Genomic DNA, 21707 nt, shown 5'->3' with positions numbered 1-21707 from the left:
CTCCCCCCATCTCTTCCATCAACCGTCGGGCCCGGCACGATCGCGCCGACGGAACCGCCTTAATGCATGAACACAGCTCTCAGCCACGCAAAAATGCCTGCACCGGGAGAGACCGCCGCGCGCACGCGCGACGCCGCCCAGCGCGCCGGCATGTTGGCGCCGACATGGCAATGGCAGACAACCTCATGCAGTTGCCAGTCGCTCATCTCGAAGAAGCGCTTGGCTTCGCCGTAAGTGTCATCCTGCAGGCCCTGCGCACGGAAGATCGGATCTTCGAATGCGACGGTGATCGCCGATCCGTCGGTGCGCATTCTTTCACGCACGTCGGGTGGAGCGTATTCGGTGCCCGCCAACGCCGTGAGGCGGCGGCCGGGGCTTTGTTCGAGAAGTTGCGCCCAGCGCTCAAGGCGCTGGCCCCGATTGGCGATGAGAGCCGGTGCTTCCGGATGAACGTCGGCAATCGCATTGATTTGGTCAAGGGTTTGATGCTTCACGGCCGCCTCCTATGTCGGCTGATGGCCACCCGCCCACTACGGGAACTAAGGCGCCGACCGCCGCCGGCAAGAGCCGAAACGGACGCGCGGAATCATTTGATCGTCACCTGTCGCGATCTCGTGGCGCGATCATGTGGGAACCATCCGCTGACGCGGCCGTTCTGCCAGCTTGCGCCGCCGATCGCTCCCGACGAAGTGCCCGAATGCGGCGATCACCCAATCATTTCAAGTCGGGCAGGACATCCAGCCTGTCGGGATCGCGCAGAGCCTGCCAAGGCGCCGAGCGGAAGGAAAAAACGATGGCCATTCTCCCCAATCCGGACCCGTCTCCAACGCCGGTGCCGACGCCTCCGCCCATCCCGGAGCCCAAGCCGATGCGCGAGCCGGATCCGGATAGGCTTCCCGATGAGGAGCCGATCCCCAACCCCGATGAGAATGACGCGCCGCCCAAGCATTCCACGCCGACCTTGAACGGCTCACGGGAGACGCGCCGAACGCACCTCCCGAGCATCGTCATTCTCCACGCATCGTCGCCTGGAAGGTCGGCAGGTGCCTCTTCTGCGCCTCGATCATGCGCTCGCGATAGACGCCGTAGATGACGTCGGTGTCGTGCAGCGTGACGCCCGCAATGGTCGGCGAGGCGAAGACCGGCAGCTCGATGCCGCGCTTCGACAATTGCTCGGCCGTACGCGCCAAGAGCTCATGCGCCATGATCATCGCCAGCACCGTCGAGGAGCCCGCCACCGGCCGGCTCCAGCCTTCGATCGGCACCACCGCATCCTCGATCGGTGAGCAGGTGTCGATGACGAGGTCGGCTGCATCCGCCAGCCTTTTGCCGGAGGAATGCGTGGCCGGCTTGTCGAGATTTTTCTTGCTGGTGACGGCGACCACGAAGATGCCGCGCTTCCTGGCGTAGAGCGCGGTGTCGATGCCCGAGGAATTGCGGCCGCTATGGCCGAAGATGATGATGGAATCGCCCTCGTTCAGCGGCTGATGGTCGAGGAACTTCTCGGCGTATTTCTCGGTCCGCTCCAGCCACAAGAGCTCGCGCACGCCGCCGGCGCCCAGCACATTGTGCCACATCACGCGCGGGTCGGTCAGCGGGTTGAAGCCGACGAAGCTGCCATAGCGCGGGAACATCTCCTGCGCCGGCAGCACCGAATGGCCCGAGCCGTAGAGATGCACCAGTCCGCCATTTTCCAACGTGTCGGCGAAGCGGCTCGCCGCCTGGCCGAAGGCTTCGGCATTCGCCTTTGAAGCCTGTTCGAGAAGAGCGGAGAGGCGTGGGATATAGAGATCGGACACTTTGGTACTCCTGGTTGATCGTGTCAGCTTCTGGTGTTTGGGAGGCGGCCGGCGCGCAGCGTCGAGCGGATCTCGTAGCGGTCGCCGCGCATGACCGAGACGGTGAATTCGAACGGACCGCGTTCGTCGATGGTGATGCGCTCGACGACGAAGGCGGGACTGCCCGCGGGCAGCTCGAGCAGCTCGGCATCGGCCGCGCTGACCGCGCCGACGCGATAATTCTCGCGCGCCTCGACCGGCACGATGCCGTACTGGCGCTCCAGCGCCTCGTAGAGCGAGCCCTTGAGCAGGCCGGCATCGAGGAAGCCCGGCACGCGCGCAGCGGCCAGCTGCGCTGTCTGGATGCCGATCGGCTCATTGTTGCCGAGCCGCAGCCGCCGGATCCGCACGATAGGATCGCCCTCCTCGATCTCGAGCGCGCCGGCCGCCGCCGCATTCGCCGTCGTCAGGCTGCAGTCGAGCAGGCGCGAGCCGGCGACCACGCCGATATTGCCCATTTCCTGGGTGAAGGAGGTGAGCTCGCGAGTGCCGGCAACCAGCGTGGCCGAGCGCACAAAGGTGCCTCTGCCGTGCTCGCGCCTGAGCAGCCCGCTTTCCTCGAGGTTGCGCAGCGCGTGGCGCAGCGTGATGCGGCTGACGCCGAACAGCGCGCAGAGCCGGTCCTCGGCCGGGATCTGGTCGCCGGTCGCCCACTCGCCGCTCTTGACGATGGCGCGGATCGCCTCCTCGACCTGGTACCAGAGCGGCTCCGGCCGCCTGCGGTCCGGCTGCTGAAAGCTCGCTTCGCTCATCGGATCTGCCTCCACCCGCTTCCCGCCTGCCCGGCAAGCGCGGCTCCCACCAGGCCGGCGCGAGAGCCGAATTTTCCAGGCTTGAGTTCGATGCCGCGCAGATGCGGCGGCACTTGACGCCGAAGCGCCGCAAGCAGCGGCGGAGCGATTACATCCAGCGCATCCGCCAGGCCGCCGGAGACCAGAATGACGCCCGGATCGAGCAACCCCACAGCGCCGGCAAGCGCGGCGCCCAGCCGTCGCGCGGTCTCCTCCACGGCGGTAAGCGCGGCGGGTTGTCCGGCGCGGGCGGAGGCGATCAACTCGCCGCCATTTGCGAGCCCGACCTGGCTGGCAAGCGCATCGAGCGCGCGTCCCGAGGCGACGCGCTCCAGCCAGCCGCTGCGTTCATCGCCCTGATCCTCGGCATCGGCACACGCCCAGCCGAAGGAGCAGGCGCCGCCCTGCGCGCCGGCGACGATGCGGCCATTGGCCAGCACCGCCGAACCGATGCCGGTGCCGATCGCAAGCAGGATCGCATCGGAAACGTCCTTGGCCGAGCCCTCGGCCGCCTCCGCCAGAAGCGCGATCTGCGCGTCATTGCCAACCGCGACCCGCAGGTCGGGGAACAATGCCTGGATGTCGACGCCATCGAGCCAGGGCAGGTTCGGGGTCCAACGGCAGACTGACCCTTCGGTCAGGCCGGGCACCGCAAGCCCGAGCGCTTTGGCTTCACCCGCGACGGCAAGCGCGAGAACGCGCGCGGCGAACGCGGCGAGAGTGCCCGGCGCCGGCTCGCGGGCCTGCGGCGCAAGAGCGCCGATATCGCCGGTGTGGAGCGCGGCACGCAGATTGGTGCCGCCGAGATCGATGGCGAGGACCCGTGTCATGTCTCTCGGCTCCGATCGACTGGCGGCGCGAACAATCCGCTGCCGGCGCGGCGCGCCGGTGTATGGAAAGCATGCTCATTACCAGTTCTCATTCTTTGAGGCTCGCTCGGCAAGCTGCACGAAGGCACTCGTCGCCACTCGACTACCTTTCCGAGAGGTCATTATAATGACATGATGCCGTCTGCAAGGGCCGCAAAGAGGTTCACGGCTGCCAGCCGGTCGGAAATCAGCAGAAGTTGATTATCAACTATCTGATTTATATACGTTATTGGGCAAACCAGATATCGTCCAGACTTTTGACCTACAAACCTGATCCAAACGTTCGCACGCAAGGGGCTTGCGCCCTTACTCTAACTTGTCATAACGTCATAGCTCTTGTCGCGGCCTGTGTGGAGGATGCCGATGTCGCTTGCCTGGATCTCGAAGCTGACGCTTGCCGCGGGGCTGGTCGCGCTGCCCGTGACCGGCTGGGCGCAATCGGTGAACATTTCCTACCTGACGCATTGGTCGCCGGAGACGGTGGCGCTGCTCGAGGCGGCGGCCAAGGATTTTTCCAAGCAGAATCCCGATGTCGCCGTCACCGTGCGCGCGGTTCCGTTCGGCGATCTCTTGACCACGCTGCGCTCGCAGGGCGGCTCCTCCGACGGCCCGACGATCGGCGGCATCTACGATCTATGGCTGCCGGAACTGGCCAAGGACAAGCTCGTCGCCCCTGTCCCCGATGCTGTTGCCAGTGAGGTGAAGAGCGCCTGGCCGGCGGGCGTCGTCAGCGCCGCTTCTGTCGGCGGTACGCTCTACGGCATCCCGAACGAGATCGACGTCTACGCGCTGAATTACAACAAGGAGCTGTTCAAGGCGGCAGGCATTGCCGCCCCGCCCAAGACATGGGCCGAATTCAAGGATGCCGCCGCCAAGCTGACCGACAAGGACAAGGGCCAGCAGGGCTTCGGCATGATCAATTCATGGGCGGCGGGGGTGGTCCATCCTTTCGCTTCGCTGCTCGTCTCCAATGGTGGCAACCTGGTCAAGGATGGCAAGCCGGCGCTGGACAGTTCCCAGGCCGGCGAGACCTTCGCGCTCTATGAAGACTTGATAAAGTCCGGCGCGAGCATTCCAGCGATGGCGACGGCAGACGCCAACACAACCGGTCCGTTCCTCGACAATTTCGTCTCCGGCAAGACCGGCATGATCATCATGGCCAATTGGTGGGAAAGCGCGCTGAAGACCGGCATGGGCGACAAATTCGCCAACATCGCCACCGCGCCGATCCCGGTGGGTCCGAGCGGCGACAAGCCGCATTCGATCTCCTACTCCTGGATGACCGTGGTCAACGCAAAGGCCGGCGAGGCCGAGCAGAAGGCGGCCTGGCAGTTCCTCGACTGGCTGAACAGCCCGAAATCGAGCAAGAACGGCGCTTCGGCCATGTCGGACATTTTGATGTCGATGGGCATCCTGCCGTCGCGCACCTCCGACATCGAGGCGCACAAGGACAAGCTCGGCTCGGAATTCCTGTCCGGTTACGTCTCCGTGCTTGCCGATGCGCGGCCCTTCCCCGTCGTGCTCGGCGGCCAGGAGTTCTCCGAATCCCTGCAGCAGACGCTCGAGGCGTTGCAGTATGGCCAGGTCTCGGCCAAGGATGCGCAGGCGAACGCTCAGGCAGATGCCACGTCGATCCTGGAGCGCGCCGCCAAGTAAGTTCGGGTCCCTGACCGGAAGCAGGTGAATGGCCAAAGCTTTTCGTGCCTCGGCGGGCATCATGCTTGCGCCCGCCGTGACATTGATCGGCGTGTTCGTGCTGTTGCCGATGCTGCTTACCATCTGGCTGTCCTTCCAGGACTGGTCGACGCAGACGCCCTTTTCCGAGGCAAGCTTCGTCGGCCTCGGCAATTTCCAGGAGATCTTCGGCCCCACCTCCGTGGGGCGCGATTTCAAGACCGCGCTCCTCAACACGGCGATCTACACCGCGCTGTCCGTCGTCCTCATCCTGCCGCTGTCCGTAGTCTTCGGCCTTATGGTCTATCAGCGCGAGGTCGCCGGCGGCACGGCGCTGCGCACGGTGCTGTTTTCCACCTACATGGTGCCAATGATCGCGGTGGCGCTGGTCTGGTCAAAACTCTATTCGCCGAGCGAGGGGGCCCTCAACCAGATGCTCGGCCTGGTCGGCATCGGCCCGCAGCCCTGGCTCTCCTCGCCGCGCTCGGCGCTGGTTTCGATCGTGCTTCTCAATGTCTGGCAGCAGGTCGGCTATTTCACCGTGCTCGCCATTGCCGGGCTGACGCAGATCCCGGGCAGCCTCTACGAGGCGGCGACGCTGGACGGCGCCAACGGCAGGGAGCAGTTCCGTTTCATCACCTTGCCGCTGCTTCGCCGCACGCTTCTCTTCAGCGCCGTCATAGCCATCATCAACGCCGTGCAGGTGTTCGAGCCGGTGGCGCTGATCACGCAAGGCGGGCCGGTCGGCTCCACCAATGTGCTCACCTACCACATCCGCCGCGTCGGCATCGAACGCGCGCAGGGCGGTCTCGGCTCCGCCATGGCGGTGATGCTGATGCTGTCGCTGATCGTCTGCGTCTCGGCACTGTTCGCCTTCGTCAACCGCAGGGACAGCGAATGAGCGCGGCAACCCGATCGCTCGCCCGCAAGCGCCCTTCGGGCCGCAAGGCGCTGCTTGCGACCGCAATGCTGCTGGTCGCCGTGGCCTCCGCCTTCCCGCTCGCCTGGATGGTGCTGTCCAGCCTGAAGACGCCGGCCGAGACCATGCAGGTGCCGCCGGTTTGGATCCCGCACACGCCGACCCTCGAGGCCTACGAAAAGGTCGCCGGCGTCATCAATGTCGGGCGCTCGATGTGGAATTCGCTTGTCATCGCCTCGGTCACCACGGCGGGCATCCTGGTCACCAGCATGATGGCTGGCTACGCCTTCGCCAAATACTCCTTCCCCGGCCGCTCGCTGCTCTTCTCTGCGCTGATCGCCACCATGTTCCTGCCGCCGATCGTGACGCTGATCCCGCTCTACCGCATGGTCGGCTCGCTGGGCTTGAGCGCCAGCCTCGCCGGCATCATCGTGCCCAACCTCACCAACGCCTTCGGCATCTTCCTGATGCGCCAGTTCATCGCCGGCGTGCCCGACGATCTGATCGACGCGGCGCGCATGGACGGTGCCTCCGAGCTGCTCATCCTCTACAAGATCGTGGCGCCGAGCGTGGCGCCGGCGATCGCGGCGCTTGCGCTCTTCGCCTTCGTCTATCACTGGAACAGCTATCTCTGGCCGCTCACGGTTTTGCAGGGCAATGCCGACGCCTATCCGATCGTCATCAGCCTCAGCCGGCTGCTCAGCTACAACCGCGGCGCCGTCAACACCGGCCTGGTGATGGCCGGCGCCACGCTCGCCGTGCTGCCGCCACTCGTGCTCTTCGTCTTCCTGCAGCGCTTCTTCGTGGATTCGATCGTCGGCTCGGCGATCAAGGGATAAGTCGAGATCACAGCACACACACCATCGGCGTATCTTCAAGATCTTACGCCGCGCAGATAATGCAGGCCGAGCCAGGTGAGCGGGCCGCCTTCGATGCGCTCGAAACCCGCTGCAGCCAGCGGTTCGCGAAGGCGGTGCAGGTCGAACTGGCCGTGCAGACCGTGCTTTGCCGACATGTGTCCGCGCTCGCTGACGGGGCCGGCATAGTCGATCAGCAGCAGCCGTCCGCCCGGCGGAAGAATCCGCGCGGCCTCGTGCAGACAAAGGCTGCGTCGCGCTTCTGGGACCATGTGCAGCACTGTGGTGAAGGTGACCGCATCGAAACTGCCATCCTCGAACGGCAATTGAGCTGCGTCGGCGTGATGAAACGCGATATCGAAGCCCGCCCGGCCGGCCTTGCGGCGAGCGGCGGCAAGCATCTTTTCGGAGACGTCGACGCCAACCACCGATCCGCCTGGCTGCACGCGGCGCCAAGCGACAATGGCCTGGGTGCCGGTACCGCATCCGACGTCCAGTAGTTGGAAACCGGGTGCCAGGCCGGCCAGATCGAGCAAAGCCTCGCGATAAGACCTGTCGCGCCCACGGGTCAATATGAGGACCAGCAGGTCATAGAGGCGCGGAAAGCCGATGCCGCTGTTGGCATCAGGGCCGATTGCGGCCCCGGAACCACGCACTTCGCCTCGCAGATGATGCATGTCCGTCGGGTCCTTTCTTCATGGCGTGAGACGGCCAATGCCGCGCTAGCGCCGTAGTTTCGAAACAGGTTGTATGATAATGGACAACTTGTTCGAGATTTTCGACGAACGAAGCGGATGGAAAGTTCGTTAGCGGATAATCCGAGCCCGCTGTCTCGGAAAAGTCGCCCATCCATATGCAGAGCAAAGGAGGCGAGCCCATGCCCCGGGAAATCGACCGGCGGTCCGCCCGGACCCGCAAAGCCCTTCACCAGGCGTTGCTGGAACTGATGCTGCGCAAGGGCTACGAGGCCCTTTCCGTGCAGGACATTATCGACGAGGCCGATGTAGGCCGGTCGACCTTCTATGCGCACTATACCGGCAAGGAGGACCTGCTGCGCAGCGGCTTCCAGATGCTTCGGGAGGAACTCACGGAGGCGCGGTCGGCATCGCACGCCGGAGCAGAAGCATCGCACGACGATCCGCTACGCTTCAGCGCGGCCATGTTCGAGCATGCGGCCCGGTACGCCGACCACTTCCGGACGATGATCGGCGGGCGAGGCGGTGCAGTGGCGGAGAACGAGATCCGCCTGATCCTGTCGGAAATGGTGCGGCAGGAACTGTCCTCCACCCTCCAGGACGACGCCATCCCGCGCGACTTCGTCGTGCAATTCGTCGTCGGCACCTTTCTCACGGCGCTGAACTGGTGGTTCGAGCGGAAGCCGAAACTGTCGCCGTCACAGGTCGATGCAATGTTCCGCAGCCTGGTGCTCGGCGGGCTGGCACAGATGATGGGCGAAGAGCGCCGGCAGGCCGCTCAGCCGGCCGCAGGTCACGATAACGACTGATTGTCTCAAGGTCGCAGAGACGCAGCGCTTATCCAAAGCGCGCCGGCGTCCAAGCCCCTCCCGCCGCGTTCGACTCCACCGCCGCCGCCACGAACTTCACGCCGCGCGCGCCGTCGATGACATCAGGCACCTGTGCCGCGCGAGCCGCATCGACCGTTCCGCCCGAGCGATGCGCGTGGATGATGTCGGCGGCGTCGCGATAGAAATTGGCGAAGGCCTCGATATAGCCCTCCGGATGCGCGGCCGGCATGCGCGACACGCGCCGGGCTTCCGCCGTCGAGCCGTGACCGCCGCGCACCAGCGTGCGCGTTTCCTCTCCATAGGGCGAGAAGCGCAGTTCCTCCGGCCGCGATCCAGACCATTCGAGCCCGGCCTTCTCGCCATAGATGCGCACCGAGAGGTCGTTGTAGTGGCCGGGCGAGGTCTGGCTGGCGAGGATGGTGCCGCGCGCGCCGCCCGTCCAGCGCATCAGCACATGCGCGTTGTCGTCGAGGCGACGACCGGGCACCGCGGTAAACAGATCGGCGGAAACCGCCTCCGCCTCGAAGCCGGAGACGAAGCTTGCCAGGTTGAAGGCATGCACGCCGATATCGGCGAGCACCGCCGACTGGCCGGCGCGCGCCGGATCGGTGCGCCATTCCGCCTGCTTCTGGCCCTCGGCGTCGATCGGCTTTGTCAGCCAGTCCTGGATATAGGCGCCATGCACCGACACGATGCGGCCAAGCTCGCCTGCCGCCACCATTTCGCGGGCCTGGCGGACCATGGCGTAGCCGGTGTTGTTGAACGTGACGACGAATCGGCGCTGCTTCGCTTTCGTCAGCGCCACCAGGGCTTCGGCCTCGGCAAGCGTCGTCGACAGCGGCTTGTCGCAGATGACGTCGATGCCGGCCTCGAGGAAGGCCGTCGCGATCGGCGCATGCAGGTGGTTGGGCGTGACGATGACCACCGCCTCGATACCATCCGGCCGTACCGCTTCGGCCTTGGCCATGGCGTGGTAATCGGCGTAGCTGCGCTCCGGCGCGATGCCGATCTCGGCGGCGGAGGCCGCGGCATTCTGGGGATCGGAGGACAATGCGCCGGCGACCAGCGCGATCTGGTCGTCGAGCCGCATGGCCAGCCGATGCACGGCGCCGATAAAGGCGTTGCGGCCGCCTCCGACCATCCCGACCCGAAGGCGTTGGCGCGTGGTTCCGTCCGCGGTTGCATAGACCATGATTGCGATTATCCTCCCCAAGGTTCGATATGCCGGTCGGTGCGGATCTTGTGACCGGCGACGGTTGTTTTCGAATGATATTTCTATTTTTTGTTTTGTAAAACGATTGTGCCGCGTTAGCTTTTTACCTTCGGTCCAGGTGGCGGACCGCATCCGGGTGGGCAGGGATCGGACGACGCATCCGATGGTTAGGGTCACGATGAGGCATATTTTATGAGCGGCCGCGGCAAGGCGGTCGACGAGCCGTCTACGCATAGCCTTGAGACGGCAGCGAGGAAGAGGAGCCGATCACTGGCAGCACTTGGCTACACCAAGCCGCAAACCTATGAAGAGCTGCGTGCAGTGCTTTCGTCAGGCACCGTGCATTTCCCGAAACGGCTTCGACAGGTGGCGATCTTCCTCTGGCAGCATCCGAGCGAGGTTGCGTTGGGTACGATCGCGCAGGTGGCGGAGCAGGCCGGCGTGCAGCCCTCGACCCTGGTGCGCTTCGCGCAGATCTTCGGCTATTCCGGTTTTTCCGATTTCCAACTCCTGTTCAAGGATCGCATGAAAGGCTCCTGGCCGGATGCGCAAGGCAGCCAGGACAAGGCCGGGGAGCCGAATGCCGACCTGCATTTCCTCAATGGCATGGTCGGCGCCTGCCAGGCATCGCTCGGCCGCATCGGCAACAATTTCGATATCACCGGTTTCGAGACGATGGTCGATCATTTGGCGGCGGCGGAGCTGATCTATGTCATCGGCAGCAAACGCGCCTTTCCCGTCACCACCTATCTGTCGCTGACCCTGTCACAGCAAGGTGTGCGCAATGTGCTGGTCGACAATGTCGGCTCGACCGCGCTCGACCAGGTCGGTTGCATCACGCCGCGCGACGCGGTGCTTGCCGTCTCCTTCAGCCCCTACAATTCGATCACGCCCGACCTCGTTGCCGTCGCGCATGAGCGCAAGGCACGCATCCTCACCATCACCGACAGCACTTTTTCGCCGCTGGTAAAGCTGTCCGACAACTGGCTGGAAGTGGTCGAGCAGGATTTCGCCGGCTTCCGTTCGCTAGCCGCCTCGCTCGCGGTTGGTATGGCCTTGGTCCACGGCGTCGTCGCGCGCCGGACAGGTTGACAAGAGCAATTCCAGGAAAAGTGTCAGCGGTTTTCCGTCCGGAATTGCGAAAGACAAGGAGATAGCGCGGTTCACCGGTTCCATGGAACGGTGAACCGCTCTAGCACGATTGACTAACGGGAATTATCATTCCATATTTGGAAAAATGGAAACTTTGTTCCGGGAGGAGGAATGGAGGTTCGTCTCGACGGCAAGGTGGTGTTGGTCACCGGCGCGACGCAAGGCATCGGCCGGGCGACCGCCGAGACGCTTGCGCGTTCTGGCGCTGCTGGGCTGGTGATCACCGGCCGGGACCGCAAGCGCGGCGACGCTGTGGCCGCCGAGCTCGCGGCCATGGGCACCCCTGCCGCCTTCGCTGCTGCCGATCTCGCCGATCCCGAAGCTCCGGCGCGACTGGCTGAGGCCTGCATCGATCGCTTCGGCCGCATCGACGGCCTGGTCAACGCCGCCGGCCTCACCGATCGCGCATCCTTCGTCGACGCCAGCCTCGACGATTGGGCATCGCTGTTTGCCGTCAACGCCCGCGCGCCCTTCTTCCTGATGCAGGCGGCGATCGCCGACATGAAGAAGCGCGGACAGGGCGGCGCCATCGTCAACATCCTGTCGATCAACGCGCACTGCGGATCGCCGGAGCTTGCCGTCTACTCCGCCACCAAGGGCGCGCTGGCTACACTGACCAAGAATGCCGCCAACGCGCACCGCTTCGACCGCATCCGGGTCAACGGCATCAATGTCGGCTGGACCGACACGCCGGCCGAACGCGTCATGCAGGCCGAGACGCTCGGCCAGGGTCCGGGCTGGCTCGACGCAGCCAACGCGACGCAGCCCTTCGGCCGGCTTTTTTCCGTCACCGACATCGCCAATCTCGCCGTCTTCCTGCTCTCCGACGCGGCCGGCCCGATGACCGGAGCGCTTATAGACCAAGAGCAATGGGTGATCGGAGCCAACCGGTGAGCGCCGAGAACCTCAGCCCTGCCCTGCTCGGCCGCTTGCCGTCGGAGGTCCGCAAGCCGGCTTACGATCGCGACGCGCTGAAGCCGGGCATCGCCCATATCGGCGTCGGCGCCTTCCATCGCTGCCACCAGGCGGAATACACCGACGACCTTCTGGCGAAGGATTTCGACCGCTGGGGATTGGTCGGCATCAACATCCGCCCTCCCCTGCTGGCCGACACGCTGGGGCAGCAGAACGGCCTCTACACGCGGCTGATCCGTCAGAACGACGAGATCGAGGCGCGCATCATCGGCAGCATCGTCCGCGTCGTCGATAGCCAGGAGAGCGCAGCGCCGGCGCTGGAGGTGCTCGCCTCGCCCGAGATCGAGATGGTCACCATGACGGTGACGGAGAAAGGCTATTGCCACATCCCGTCGAGCGGCGCGCTCGACTTCGCCCACCCCGACATCGTCCACGATCTCGCCAACCCCGAGACGCCGCGTAGCGTTCCCGGCATACTAGCGCGCGCGCTGGAGCTGCGCATGGCTTCGCATGGCCGCCCGGTGACGCTGCTGTCCTGCGACAACATCCCGACCAACGGCATCATCCTCGGCAATGTCGTGCGCGCATTCGCCGAGTGCCGCGGCGGCAAGCTGGCCGGCTGGATCGAAGCCAATGTCGCCTTCCCCTCGGCCATGGTCGACCGCATCGCGCCGGCGACGACCGAAGCCGATATCGACGCGGTCGAACAGCGCTTCGGCTACCGCGACGGCGCCGTGGTCGTCGGCGAGCGCTTCCGCCAATGGGTGATCGAAAATCGCTTCGCCGGACGCGTGCCGCGCTGGGACCTTGTCGGCGCCAGCTTCGTCGATGACGTCACGCCGTTCGAGCATCTCAAGATGCGCGTGCTGAACGGCGCCCAGACGACGCTCAGCTATCTCGGGGTTTTGGGCGGTTTCGAGCACACGTTCGAGACGATAGCCGACCCGCTTCTGGCCGGATTCGTGCGCCGCATGCTGATCGAGGAAACACTGCCGACGCTGATGCCTGTGCCCGGGATATCGCCCATGGCCTATGTCGAGCAGAGCCTGTCGCGGCTCACCAACACTGCGATCCGCCACCGCAACCACCAGATCGCCACCGACGGCTCACAGAAGATCGTGCAGCGCCTGCTCAACCCGATCCGCGACCGCCTGGCGAAGGGCGGGAGCATCGAGCTTCTTTCGGTTCCCGTGGCGGGCTGGATGGCCTATCTGATCAAGGCGTCGGCGCGCTTCGGCCGCGCCTGGCAGGTGTCCGATCCCTTCGCCGACAGGATTGCGACAATCGCCGACCGCATTGGTTCGAACAGCAAACTGCTCGCCGACGCGATCTTGGCAATCGACGCCATCTTCGATCCGTCCTTGGCCGCCGACGCGACGTTCCGCGCGCATGTCGTCGCGGGGCTCAACGGCCTGCTCTCGAACGATCCAATGGGCTTTGTCAAACAAGTCTGTTCTGGGCCAACAGATGCGCCGTTGAAGCAGCCGGCTCGATCTGCATAGTTTGGTATTGGGAGGCATCATGAAACTCGGACTGCTCACGGCACCATTTCCGGATACTGCTCTCGGCGACGTCGCCGACTGGGCGAGTTCGGCCGGTTTCGAGGCGCTGGAGATCGCCTGCTGGCCGAAGACTTCCGGGGCCAGCCGCCGCTATGCCGGCACCAGCCATATCGACGTGGACATCTCGGCCGCTGAAGCCAAGGACATCGCCGCCGGGCTTGCTGGGAAGGGCCTGGCCATCTCGGGCCTCGGCTTCTACCCCAACCCGCTCCATCCCGACCGGGCGCATCGCGAAGCGGTGATCGATCACCTGAAGAAGGTGATCGTGCTGGCAAGCCGCATGGGGGTCTCGCTGGTCAACACCTTCTGCGGCGGCGACGCGTCGAAGCATGTCGACGCCAATTGGGAAGACGCGCAAAAGGTCTGGCCGGCGATCATCGCCCACGCCCGCGAGCACGGTGTGAAACTCGCCTTCGAGAACTGCCCGATGATCTTCAGCTATGACGAATGGCCGGGCGGGCACAACATCGCCTACTCGCCTTACGTCTGGCGCCGCATCCTTGAGGCTTGGGGCGGCGATGTCGGCATGAATTTCGACCCGTCGCATCTCGTCTGGCAGATGATCGACAAGGAGCGCTTCATCCGCGAGTTCGGCAAGAGCATGCTGCATGTGCATGCCAAGGACCTGATGATTGATCATGATGGTTTGTACGAGCGCGGAATCCTTTCGGCCGGCATAGGCTGGCAGGTGCCGCGCATGCCGGGGCTTGGGGACATTGATTGGAGCAGGATTTTTTCGGGCCTCTACCGGGCCGGATATGACGGGCCGGTCATCATCGAGCATGAGGACCGGCGCTTCGAGGGGACGGACGAGAAGGTCAAGCGCGGCTTCCTGCTTGCCCGCGACGTGCTGCGTCCCTTCATCAAATGACGGAAAGCTTGGCGTCGATCACGTCGGCGCCCGAGGAACTAAACTGAAAAACCGAACTGAGCTGAACATATCAATGTGGAGGAGTACTGACATGAAAAGACATCTGACCGTGGCCTCTTTGCTTGCCGGCGCCGCCCTGCTTGCCTCGGTGGGCGCCTCGGCCGCCGCCGGCAAGTACACGATCGGCATTTCCAACACCGTGCAGGGCAATGGCTGGCGCGAGGAAATGATCTGCGCCATGAAGGCGCAGGCGCTCGCTTCCGGCGAGGTGGCAAAGCTCAACATCGCCCACCGCAACACCGACGCCGCCGGCCAGCTCGAGGACATCCGCAACCTGATCAGCGCCAAGGTCGACGCCATCGTCGTCAACCCGGCCGATCCGGCCGGCATCAAGGCCGGCCTCGAAGAAGCCACCAAGGCCGGCATTGTCGTCGTCGCCGTCGACCAGGCGGTGACCGAACCGTCCGCCTACATCATCTCCAACAACCAGGAACAGTATGCCTACTTGGGCGCCAAGTGGCTGTTCCAGCAGATGGGCGGCAAGGGCGAAGTGTTCTACATGCGCGGCGCCGCCGGCGCTTCTGCCGACAGCGATCGCGACAAAGGCTTCAAGAAGGCGCTCGCCGAATTTCCCGACGTGAAGGTCGCGCAGGAAGTGTTCACCGGCTGGCAGCAAGACCAGGCCAAGCAGCAGATCCTGTCCTTCCTCGCCACCGGAACGCCGATCAACGGCATCTGGACCTCCGGCATCGACAACGTCATCGTCGACGCGCTGGTCGAGCAGCAGGCCCCGATGGTACCGGTCGTCGGTGCCGACAACGCCGGCTTCGTCGGCCAGTTAAGCTCGGTCAAGGGCCTGGTGGGCGCAGCCGTCACCAATCCCGGGTCGATCGGCGGCGCCGGCATCACGCTGGCACTGCAGATCCTCGACGGCAAGAAGCCGGCGCAGCAGACCGTCCTCGTCGAGCCACAGCTTTGGGAGAATGCCACCGAGGAAGGCAAGGCCAAGCTGAAGAGCGTCGTCGACCCCTCGCTCAGCCCCGAATGGCCGGTCTCGATCTCGATCCCGGACTGGACGACCTACACCAAGGACCAGATCGTCGCCTGCAAGGGCCCGGGCGAATAAGGGCCTGATCCGAACGCAAGCGCAGGGCGCCGGACCAAGGTCTGGCGTCCTTGCCATTTGATTTGGCACGCATAGTTTGAGCCTTCGAGCAATTCCAGGAAAAGTGTGAGCGGTTTTCCGTCCGGAATTGCGTAAAAACAAAAGGATAGAGCGCTTCGCCGTTTCCGTGAAACGGTGAAACACTCTAGATCGAGAACGCTTTGACCACCAGCCCTCTCCTCGACGCCACCGGCGTGGCTAAGAATTACGGCGCGGTTGCCGCGCTGCGCAACGCTTCGCTGTCCGTGCTGCCGGGTGAAGTTCACGCGTTGATGGGTGCCAACGGCGCCGGCAAGTCGACGCTGGTGAAGATCCTGACCGGGGCGATCAAAGCGGATGCCGGACGCATCCTGATCCGCGGCAAGCAGCTCGACGTCCGCTCCCCCGCCGCCGCCCGCCGCGCCGGCCTGCTGCCGGTCTATCAGGAACCGTCGCTGATCCCCGATCTCGACGTGCTCTCCAATCTCAAGCTCACCAGCACGCCGGTCGAGCCCTTCCGCGCCTGGGTGCGCGAGCTCGGCATTCCCGACCTCGATATCCGCGAGACCGCCCGCCATATCCCCTTGGCCGTCCTGCGCGTGCTCGACCTCGCGCGCGCTCTGGCCGTCGAGCCCGACGTGCTGCTGCTTGACGAGATGACCGCGGCGCTGCCGGCGAACCTCGCCGAGAAAGTGCTGGAAGTCGTGCGCCGTCAGGGCGACGCCGGCCGCTCGGTCATCTTCATCTCGCACCGTTTCGTGGAGATCTCCGCGCTCTGCGACCGCGCCACCGTGCTGCGCGACGGCTCCACCGTCGGAGTCGTCGACATCGAGCCGGGCGTCGAGGAGAGAATAGTCGAGATGATGCTCGGCACCCGCATCGAGAAGGCGCGCGTCGCCGCGCGCGCGGCGAATGAGGTGGCGGTTGCGGCCGGCGGCCGTTCGCGCCTGTCGGTTCGCAACCTGCAGCTCGGCACCAAGCTCAAAGACGTCTCCTTCGATCTCGCCAATGGCGAGGTCGCCGGCGTCTTCGCGCTCGAGGGCCAGGGTCAGGACGAGCTCTTCGCAGCGCTTGCCGGCTCGATCCGCCCGACCGGCGGCACGATCGACGTCGACGGCGCGCCGGTGAAATTCTCGCATCCGAGCGACGCCATCCAGGCCGGCATCGCCTATGTGCCGGGGGACCGAACCGAGGCCTTGGCCATGCAGCGTTCGGTGCGCGAGAACATCGCGCTGCCCTTCAGCGCCGGGCTGCGCAAATGGGGACCGATCCGCATGCGCCGCGAGCAGGTGGTGGTTTCCGGCGCCATCGGCAGGCTTCAGATCGACACCCGCGCCCAGGGCGAGGTGCAGCGCCTCTCCGGCGGCAACCAGCAGAAGGTAACCATCGCCCGCTGGATAGCGGCCAATGCCCGCACCATCCTCTGCTTCGACCCGACGCGCGGCATCGATGTCGGCACAAAGCAGGAAATCTACAAGCTGCTGCGCGAGCTCGCCGGTCAAGGCAAGTCGGTGCTGTTCTACACGTCCGAGATGGAAGAGGTGCAGCGCGTCTGCGACCGCGTCATCGTCATCTTCGGGGGCCGCGTCGTCGACACTTTTCCGGTTGAGGAAGCCGATGAAGCGGCATTGATGCGCGCCGCCTACGGCCTGCCGCGCGGCGTCAAGGCGGATGTCGGCATCCTTGCCGACGTCAAACCCGTTTCCAATGCCGAGGCCGCGTCATGACCCGCTTCCTCCGCAACCAGGGTTGGGTGGCCGGCCTCTTCGCCCTGCTGATCTTCCTCTTCGTCGTCACAAAGCTGATTCAGCCGGGCTATGGCAGCGGCGACTTCGGGTCGCTCGCGCGGGCAGTCTTACCCTATGCTTTCGCGGTTGCAGCCCAGACCGTCGTCGTCATCGCCGGCGGCATCGACCTGTCGGTCGCCGCCATGATGGCGCTGACCAGCGTTACCGCAGCCTCGATGATGAACGGGGCCAGCGAGGAATATGCGCTCTTCGTCGTGCCCTTCGTCCTCGCCATGGGGCTGGTGCTCGGCGCGCTGAACGGTGTCCTCATCGTCGTCACCCGGGTGCCCGACATCGTCGTCACCCTTGCCATGCTGTTCGTGCTGCAGGGCGCGGCACTCCTCGTGCTCGGCGCTCCCGGCGGCGCCGCCGCCGAATGGCTGAAGGCCAGCGTCATCGGCACCGTACCGGTCCCCGGCCTGCCGGACTGGGCCGATGCATGGGTGCCGAAGGCGCTGGTGCTGCTCGTCGTCTGCCTCTGCATCGTGTGGATTCCGCTCAGGCGCTCGCGCCTCGGCCTCTCCATTTACGCCATCGGCAGCAACGAGCTCGCCGCCTTCCGCAGCGGCGTGCCGGTGGCCCGCACCAGGATCATCGCCTATGCGCTCTCCGGCCTGTTCGCGGCGCTTGGTGGCCTGTCGCTCACCATCAGCACCGGCATCGGCGCGCCCATCCCCGGACCTTACCTGCTCGCCAGCGTCGCCGCCGTGGTGCTGGGCGGCGTCGCGCTCGGCGGCGGCAAGGGCGGCCTGCTCGGGCCTATCATCGCCGTCTTCGTGTTGAGGCTGGTGCGCACCGACCTGACGCTTCTGGCCATCGATCCGAATGTCACGGCGATTATCGAAGGCTTGATCATGGTCGCGGTCGTGATGTTCGGCGCCTTCATCACCATGCGGAGCCGCCCGGCAGGAGCAACGCCATGACGGACATCGCGACCATGCCCCGGTCCGTCTCGTTCGGCCGCCGCCTGAAGCGCTTCATGGCGGACCGGCCGCTGATCCCTCTAGTCATCCTTTTGATCATTCTCGTGGTGATCCTGCAGATCCTGCGTCCGGGCATCGTCAACGAGCGCTGGCTCGCCAACACGGCGAAGTTCGCCATTCCGCTGGCGATCCTCGCCGGCTGCCAGACCATGACCATGCTGACCGGCGGCATCGACCTTTCCGTCGGCACGGTGGCGACGATGAGCGCCTTCATCATGGCCACCCAGATCGTCAACCAGGATCCGGCCGTGGCTTTCCTGCTGGCCATGCTGCCCGCCGTGCTGATTGGCCTCGTCAACGGCATCGGCGTCGGCGTGTTTCGCGTGCATCCGCTGATCATGACGCTCGGCACCAGCCTGATCGGCACCGGCTTCCTGCAGGTCTACCAGCGCACCGTGATCGCGTCCGGCGCGAAAATCCCGGATTTTCTCAACTGGCTGGGCACGGGCGTCACCTACGGTTTTCCCAATGCGCTTCTCCTGTTCGTGCCGGTGGCGGTGCTGATCCTCTTCATGCTGAACCGCACCGGCTTCGGCCGCCTGCTCTATGCCGTGGGCGACAATGAACGCGCGGCGCGCCTGTCCGGCGTCCGCTACTGGCAGGTGATCGTTGCGCTGTACGTGCTCTCCAGCCTGCTCGCCGGCATCACCGGCCTGCTCTATATCGGCCTGATCAAGGCGCCCTCGCTGTCGCTAGCCGAACCGCTGGTGCTGCCTTCCGTGGCCGCCGCCGTCATTGGCGGCACGTCGATCTTCGGCGGCCGCGGTGGCTATACCGGCACCATCATCGGCGCGCTGATCCTGACCGTGCTGACGACGCTGCTCACCATCCTGCAGATGCCGGAAGGCGGCCGCCGCATCCTGTTCGGCTTCATCGTGCTGTTCGTGACGGCGGCCTATCTGCGGATCGTCGAGGACCGGTAGCGCCCGCGCCCAACTCACTCCGCCGCCTGCACGTGGCGGGCATCGATGATCGCCCTGATCTCGGAGCGGCATGAGCCGCAATTGGTACCGGCGCGCAGTGTCGCGCCGATCGCCTCAAGGCTGTCACATCCCGAAGCGACCGCCGACGCAAGCTGATTGATGCCGACATGGAAGCACGCGCATACGACGCGGCCGAGAGCCGGCATGGGCACGGGCGAGCGTCCGGATAGAAGCGCATGGCGGTCGGCTGTCGACAGCTTCTGGCGCGCTGCGAGCAACGACACCAGCCAGTCGCGCGCCGGCAACTGCTCCGGAGCGGCGACCAGCAGGGCTTCGGCCATGGCGCCGGCATTGTCGATGGCCGCCGCGCGATAAGCGAGCCCGCGGCGATCGGTGTATTCGAGCAGCTGATCCCGCCGTTCAACGCCGAGCAGCTTGCGAGCCAGCAGAATGCCCTGGTCCGGCGGTTCGGTTCCAGTCAACTCGTAGACCCAGCCGCCCTCTACTGCATGCCGGCTCCAGTGGACGAAACCTGTCGGCCGCAGATCACGGCGGGTGATGAGCACTCCGGCCCAGCCGGTCTCTTCCCGCACGATCCTGACCGGAACATGCTTGAGCTCCGGCTGGCCGGAATGCGGGTCGGTGATGGGTGAGGACAGCAGGCCGGCGGCCGCCCTGGCCGCAAACTGCCCGCTCCAATGCATGGGCATGAAGGCCTGACCGCGCCGCTGTGCTTCCGACACCCGTACCTTCGCCCGCACGAAGCCGAAGCGGGTTGAAAGATGAGCGAGGTCACCATCCTTGAGGTGTCGCGCGGCCGCATCGGCCGGATGGAGATCAACCGCCGGCTCCGGCGCATTGGCCATCAGGCGCGGCACGTTTCCGGTGCGCGTCATGGTGTGCCACTGATCGCGAAGCCGGCCGGTGTTCAGGGCAAGCGGATTGTCGGCATCGACGGTGAAGGCGGTTGCCTCCTGCCGCACGGGCACGAAGCGCGCTCGGCGGTCCGGCGTCGGGAAACGGCCGTCGCCGAACAATCTCGTCTGGCGCTCGCCTCGCTCCGACGCGGGCCAATGGCGCGGCGCGAAGGCGGAATAGGCTTCATCGCTGAGGTTAGCCATGCCGCCGAGATCGAACAGGCGCTCGCCGCTGTTCTCGAAGGCGGAAAGCGCCGCATGCTCGCGGAAAATCTCGGCCGGCGTCTGGTAGGCAAAAGCATCGCCGAAGCCCATGCGGGCCGCGACATCGCAGACGATGCGCCAGTCGGCTCTCGCCTCACCCGGCGCCGGCAGGAACGGCCGCTGGCGCGAGATACGCCGTTCCGAATTGGTGACCGTGCCGTCCTTCTCGCTCCAGGCGGCGGCCGGCAGCAGCACGTCGGCATAGCGCGTGGTGTCGGTGCGGGTCACATCCGAGACGACGACGAAATCGCATTTGGCGAGCGCGGCGCGCACGCGGGAAGCGTCCGGCATCGAGACTGCGGGATTGGTGCCCATGACCCACAGCGCCTTGATGCGGCCGTCGGCAACCGCTTGGAACATGTCCACGGCCTTCAGGCCGCCGCGCCGCGCGATGTCGGCCGCCTTCCAGAAGCGGGAGACTCGATCGATGGTGGCCTCGTCCGCGAAGTCCATATGCGCGGCGAGCTGGTTGGCAAGACCGCCGACCTCGCGGCCGCCCATGGCGTTCGGCTGGCCGGTGACCGAGAACGGCCCCGTGCCGGGTCTGCCGATGCGGCCAGTGGCGAGATGGCAGTTTATGATGGCGTTGACCTTGTCGGTTCCATGCGCCGACTGGTTCACACCCTGGCTGTAGGCCGTGACCGTACGATCGGTCTCGGCGAAGAGATCATAGAAGGCCTGCACGTCGGCGGCCGCCAATCCGCAGCCTTTCGCGACACGCGCGATCGACGGCGCATCAGCGCTGGCCAGCGCGGCCGCGGCATCGAAGCCCGATGTATGCTCACGAATGAAATCGGTATCGATCTTTCCGGTCTGGACGAGATGCGCGAGCAATCCGTTGAACAACAGCACGTCCGTGCCCGGATCGAGCGCCAGATGCAGGTCGCATTCGTCGGCGGTCGCGGTGCGGCGGGGGTCGATGACGACGATTTTCGTCCCACGCTCCCCGCGCGCCGCGAGCATGCGCTGGTAGAGCACGGGGTGGCACCATGCGGTGTTGGAGCCGGTGAGCACGATGAGATCGGCGCACTCGAAGTCCTCATAGACTCCGGGCACGATGTCCTCGCCGAAGGCGCGGCGGTGGCCGGCGACGGACGACGCCATGCAGAGCCGCGAATTGGTGTCGATGTTGGCCGAGCCGATGAAGCCTTTCATCAGCTTGTTGGCGACGTAGTAATCTTCGGTGAGCAATTGGCCGGAGACGTAGAAGGCGACCGAGTCCGGCCCATGCTTGGCGATCGCCCGCGAGAATTTCTCGGCGACGAGGTCGAGCGCTTCGTCCCAACCGGCCTGCCTGCCGCCGATCTCCGGCTCAAGCAGACGGCCTTCGGGGCCGAGTGTCTCGCCCAGCGCCGTCCCTTTCGAGCAGAGCCTGCCGAAATTGGCCGGGTGCTCGGGATCGCCGCGGACGGTCGTCGTGCCGTCCGCGGCGACCTTGGCCAGCACGCCGCAGCCCACCCCGCAATAGGGGCAGGTGGTCCTCACCTCGCGTGCTTCCTCCAT

At 65.4% G+C, this 21707-nt stretch carries 19 protein-coding genes; 12 read left to right on the top strand and 7 right to left on the bottom strand.

Going from position 1 to position 21707, the window contains the following annotated elements; translation table 11 throughout:
• Positions 1–59: 59 nt before the first annotated feature.
• The 4 genes from P9272_RS05365 to P9272_RS05350 form a co-directional block, all read right to left on the bottom strand.
• On the bottom strand, positions 60–494 hold the full coding sequence (locus P9272_RS05365; RefSeq protein ID WP_128256180.1) for a hypothetical protein: 435 nt from the start codon (positions 492–494) through the stop codon (positions 60–62).
• Positions 495–1007: 513 nt separating this feature from the next.
• Entirely contained in the window at positions 1008–1799 is a 792-nt protein-coding gene (locus tag P9272_RS05360; RefSeq protein ID WP_278159603.1) for an SIS domain-containing protein, read from the bottom strand.
• A 23-nt stretch (positions 1800–1822) separates the two neighbouring features.
• Positions 1823–2590, bottom strand: a complete 768-nt coding sequence (locus P9272_RS05355; protein ID WP_112126426.1) for a GntR family transcriptional regulator — start codon at positions 2588–2590, stop codon at positions 1823–1825.
• Positions 2587–3459, bottom strand: coding sequence for an ROK family protein (locus P9272_RS05350; RefSeq protein WP_278159600.1), 873 nt, complete (start codon positions 3457–3459; stop codon positions 2587–2589). Before P9272_RS05350 ends, P9272_RS05355 begins: the two co-directional genes overlap by 4 nt.
• Before the next feature lie 402 nt (positions 3460–3861).
• Between P9272_RS05350 and P9272_RS05345 the strand changes: the two genes are divergently transcribed.
• The 3 genes from P9272_RS05345 to P9272_RS05335 are packed head-to-tail and all read left to right on the top strand — an operon-like array spanning position 3862 to position 6930.
• On the top strand, positions 3862–5154 hold the full coding sequence (locus tag P9272_RS05345) for a sugar ABC transporter substrate-binding protein (RefSeq protein ID WP_278159598.1): 1293 nt from the start codon (positions 3862–3864) through the stop codon (positions 5152–5154).
• Positions 5155–5182: 28 nt separating this feature from the next.
• Positions 5183–6073, top strand: coding sequence for a sugar ABC transporter permease (locus P9272_RS05340; protein WP_278159596.1), 891 nt, complete (start codon positions 5183–5185; stop codon positions 6071–6073).
• Positions 6070–6930: a carbohydrate ABC transporter permease gene (locus tag P9272_RS05335; protein ID WP_278159595.1), complete on the top strand. Its 861-nt coding sequence runs from the start codon at positions 6070–6072 to the stop codon at positions 6928–6930. The genes P9272_RS05340 and P9272_RS05335 overlap by 4 nt, the downstream gene beginning before the upstream one ends.
• A gap of 35 nt (positions 6931–6965) precedes the next feature.
• Here P9272_RS05335 and P9272_RS05330 read toward each other — a convergent pair whose 3' ends face one another.
• Positions 6966–7625: a methyltransferase domain-containing protein gene (locus P9272_RS05330; RefSeq protein ID WP_278159593.1), complete on the bottom strand. Its 660-nt coding sequence runs from the start codon at positions 7623–7625 to the stop codon at positions 6966–6968.
• A gap of 200 nt (positions 7626–7825) precedes the next feature.
• On the opposite strand from P9272_RS05330, the gene P9272_RS05325 reads away from it, so the two are divergent.
• Positions 7826–8452 carry a TetR/AcrR family transcriptional regulator gene (locus tag P9272_RS05325; RefSeq protein ID WP_278159591.1) on the top strand — a complete coding sequence of 209 codons (627 nt, stop codon included), beginning with the start codon at positions 7826–7828 and terminating at the stop codon, positions 8450–8452.
• A gap of 28 nt (positions 8453–8480) precedes the next feature.
• On the opposite strand, the gene P9272_RS05320 is transcribed toward P9272_RS05325, so the two are convergent.
• Positions 8481–9665, bottom strand: coding sequence for a Gfo/Idh/MocA family oxidoreductase (locus tag P9272_RS05320; protein WP_278159589.1), 1185 nt, complete (start codon positions 9663–9665; stop codon positions 8481–8483).
• 213 nt (positions 9666–9878) lie between these two features.
• On the opposite strand from P9272_RS05320, the gene P9272_RS05315 reads away from it, so the two are divergent.
• The 8 genes from P9272_RS05315 to P9272_RS05280 all read left to right on the top strand — a co-directional run bounded on the left by P9272_RS05315 (position 9879) and on the right by P9272_RS05280 (position 19023).
• On the top strand, positions 9879–10778 hold the full coding sequence (locus P9272_RS05315; RefSeq protein ID WP_278159587.1) for a MurR/RpiR family transcriptional regulator: 900 nt from the start codon (positions 9879–9881) through the stop codon (positions 10776–10778).
• A 171-nt stretch (positions 10779–10949) separates the two neighbouring features.
• Positions 10950–11732: an SDR family oxidoreductase gene (locus P9272_RS05310; RefSeq protein WP_128256194.1), complete on the top strand. Its 783-nt coding sequence runs from the start codon at positions 10950–10952 to the stop codon at positions 11730–11732.
• Entirely contained in the window at positions 11729–13255 is a 1527-nt protein-coding gene (locus tag P9272_RS05305) for a mannitol dehydrogenase family protein (protein WP_278159583.1), read from the top strand. The genes P9272_RS05310 and P9272_RS05305 overlap by 4 nt, the downstream gene beginning before the upstream one ends.
• A gap of 19 nt (positions 13256–13274) precedes the next feature.
• Complete coding sequence (locus tag P9272_RS05300; protein WP_127864060.1) at positions 13275–14186, top strand: sugar phosphate isomerase/epimerase; 912 nt, start codon at positions 13275–13277, stop codon at positions 14184–14186.
• Positions 14187–14277: 91 nt separating this feature from the next.
• The gene (locus P9272_RS05295; protein ID WP_278159580.1) at positions 14278–15312 is read left to right on the top strand and encodes an ABC transporter substrate-binding protein; all 1035 of its coding nucleotides are present in this window, start codon (positions 14278–14280) and stop codon (positions 15310–15312) included.
• Positions 15313–15512: 200 nt separating this feature from the next.
• Positions 15513–17057 (top strand): sugar ABC transporter ATP-binding protein, encoded by a 1545-nt coding sequence (locus tag P9272_RS05290; protein ID WP_278159578.1) that lies wholly within the window; start codon positions 15513–15515, stop codon positions 17055–17057.
• Positions 17054–18040, top strand: coding sequence for an ABC transporter permease (locus P9272_RS05285; RefSeq protein WP_278159576.1), 987 nt, complete (start codon positions 17054–17056; stop codon positions 18038–18040). Before P9272_RS05290 ends, P9272_RS05285 begins: the two co-directional genes overlap by 4 nt.
• On the top strand, positions 18037–19023 hold the full coding sequence (locus P9272_RS05280) for an ABC transporter permease (RefSeq protein WP_278159574.1): 987 nt from the start codon (positions 18037–18039) through the stop codon (positions 19021–19023). Before P9272_RS05285 ends, P9272_RS05280 begins: the two co-directional genes overlap by 4 nt.
• A 14-nt stretch (positions 19024–19037) precedes the next feature.
• Here the strand turns inward: P9272_RS05280 and P9272_RS05275 are convergent, their stop codons facing one another.
• Positions 19038–21707, bottom strand: a complete 2670-nt coding sequence (locus P9272_RS05275; RefSeq protein ID WP_278159572.1) for a nitrate reductase — start codon at positions 21705–21707, stop codon at positions 19038–19040.

It is taken from the genome of Mesorhizobium sp. WSM4976 (genome assembly GCF_029625685.1).
GTDB lineage: Bacteria > Pseudomonadota > Alphaproteobacteria > Rhizobiales > Rhizobiaceae > Mesorhizobium.
This window is presented reverse-complemented; position numbering and strand designations above follow the sequence as displayed.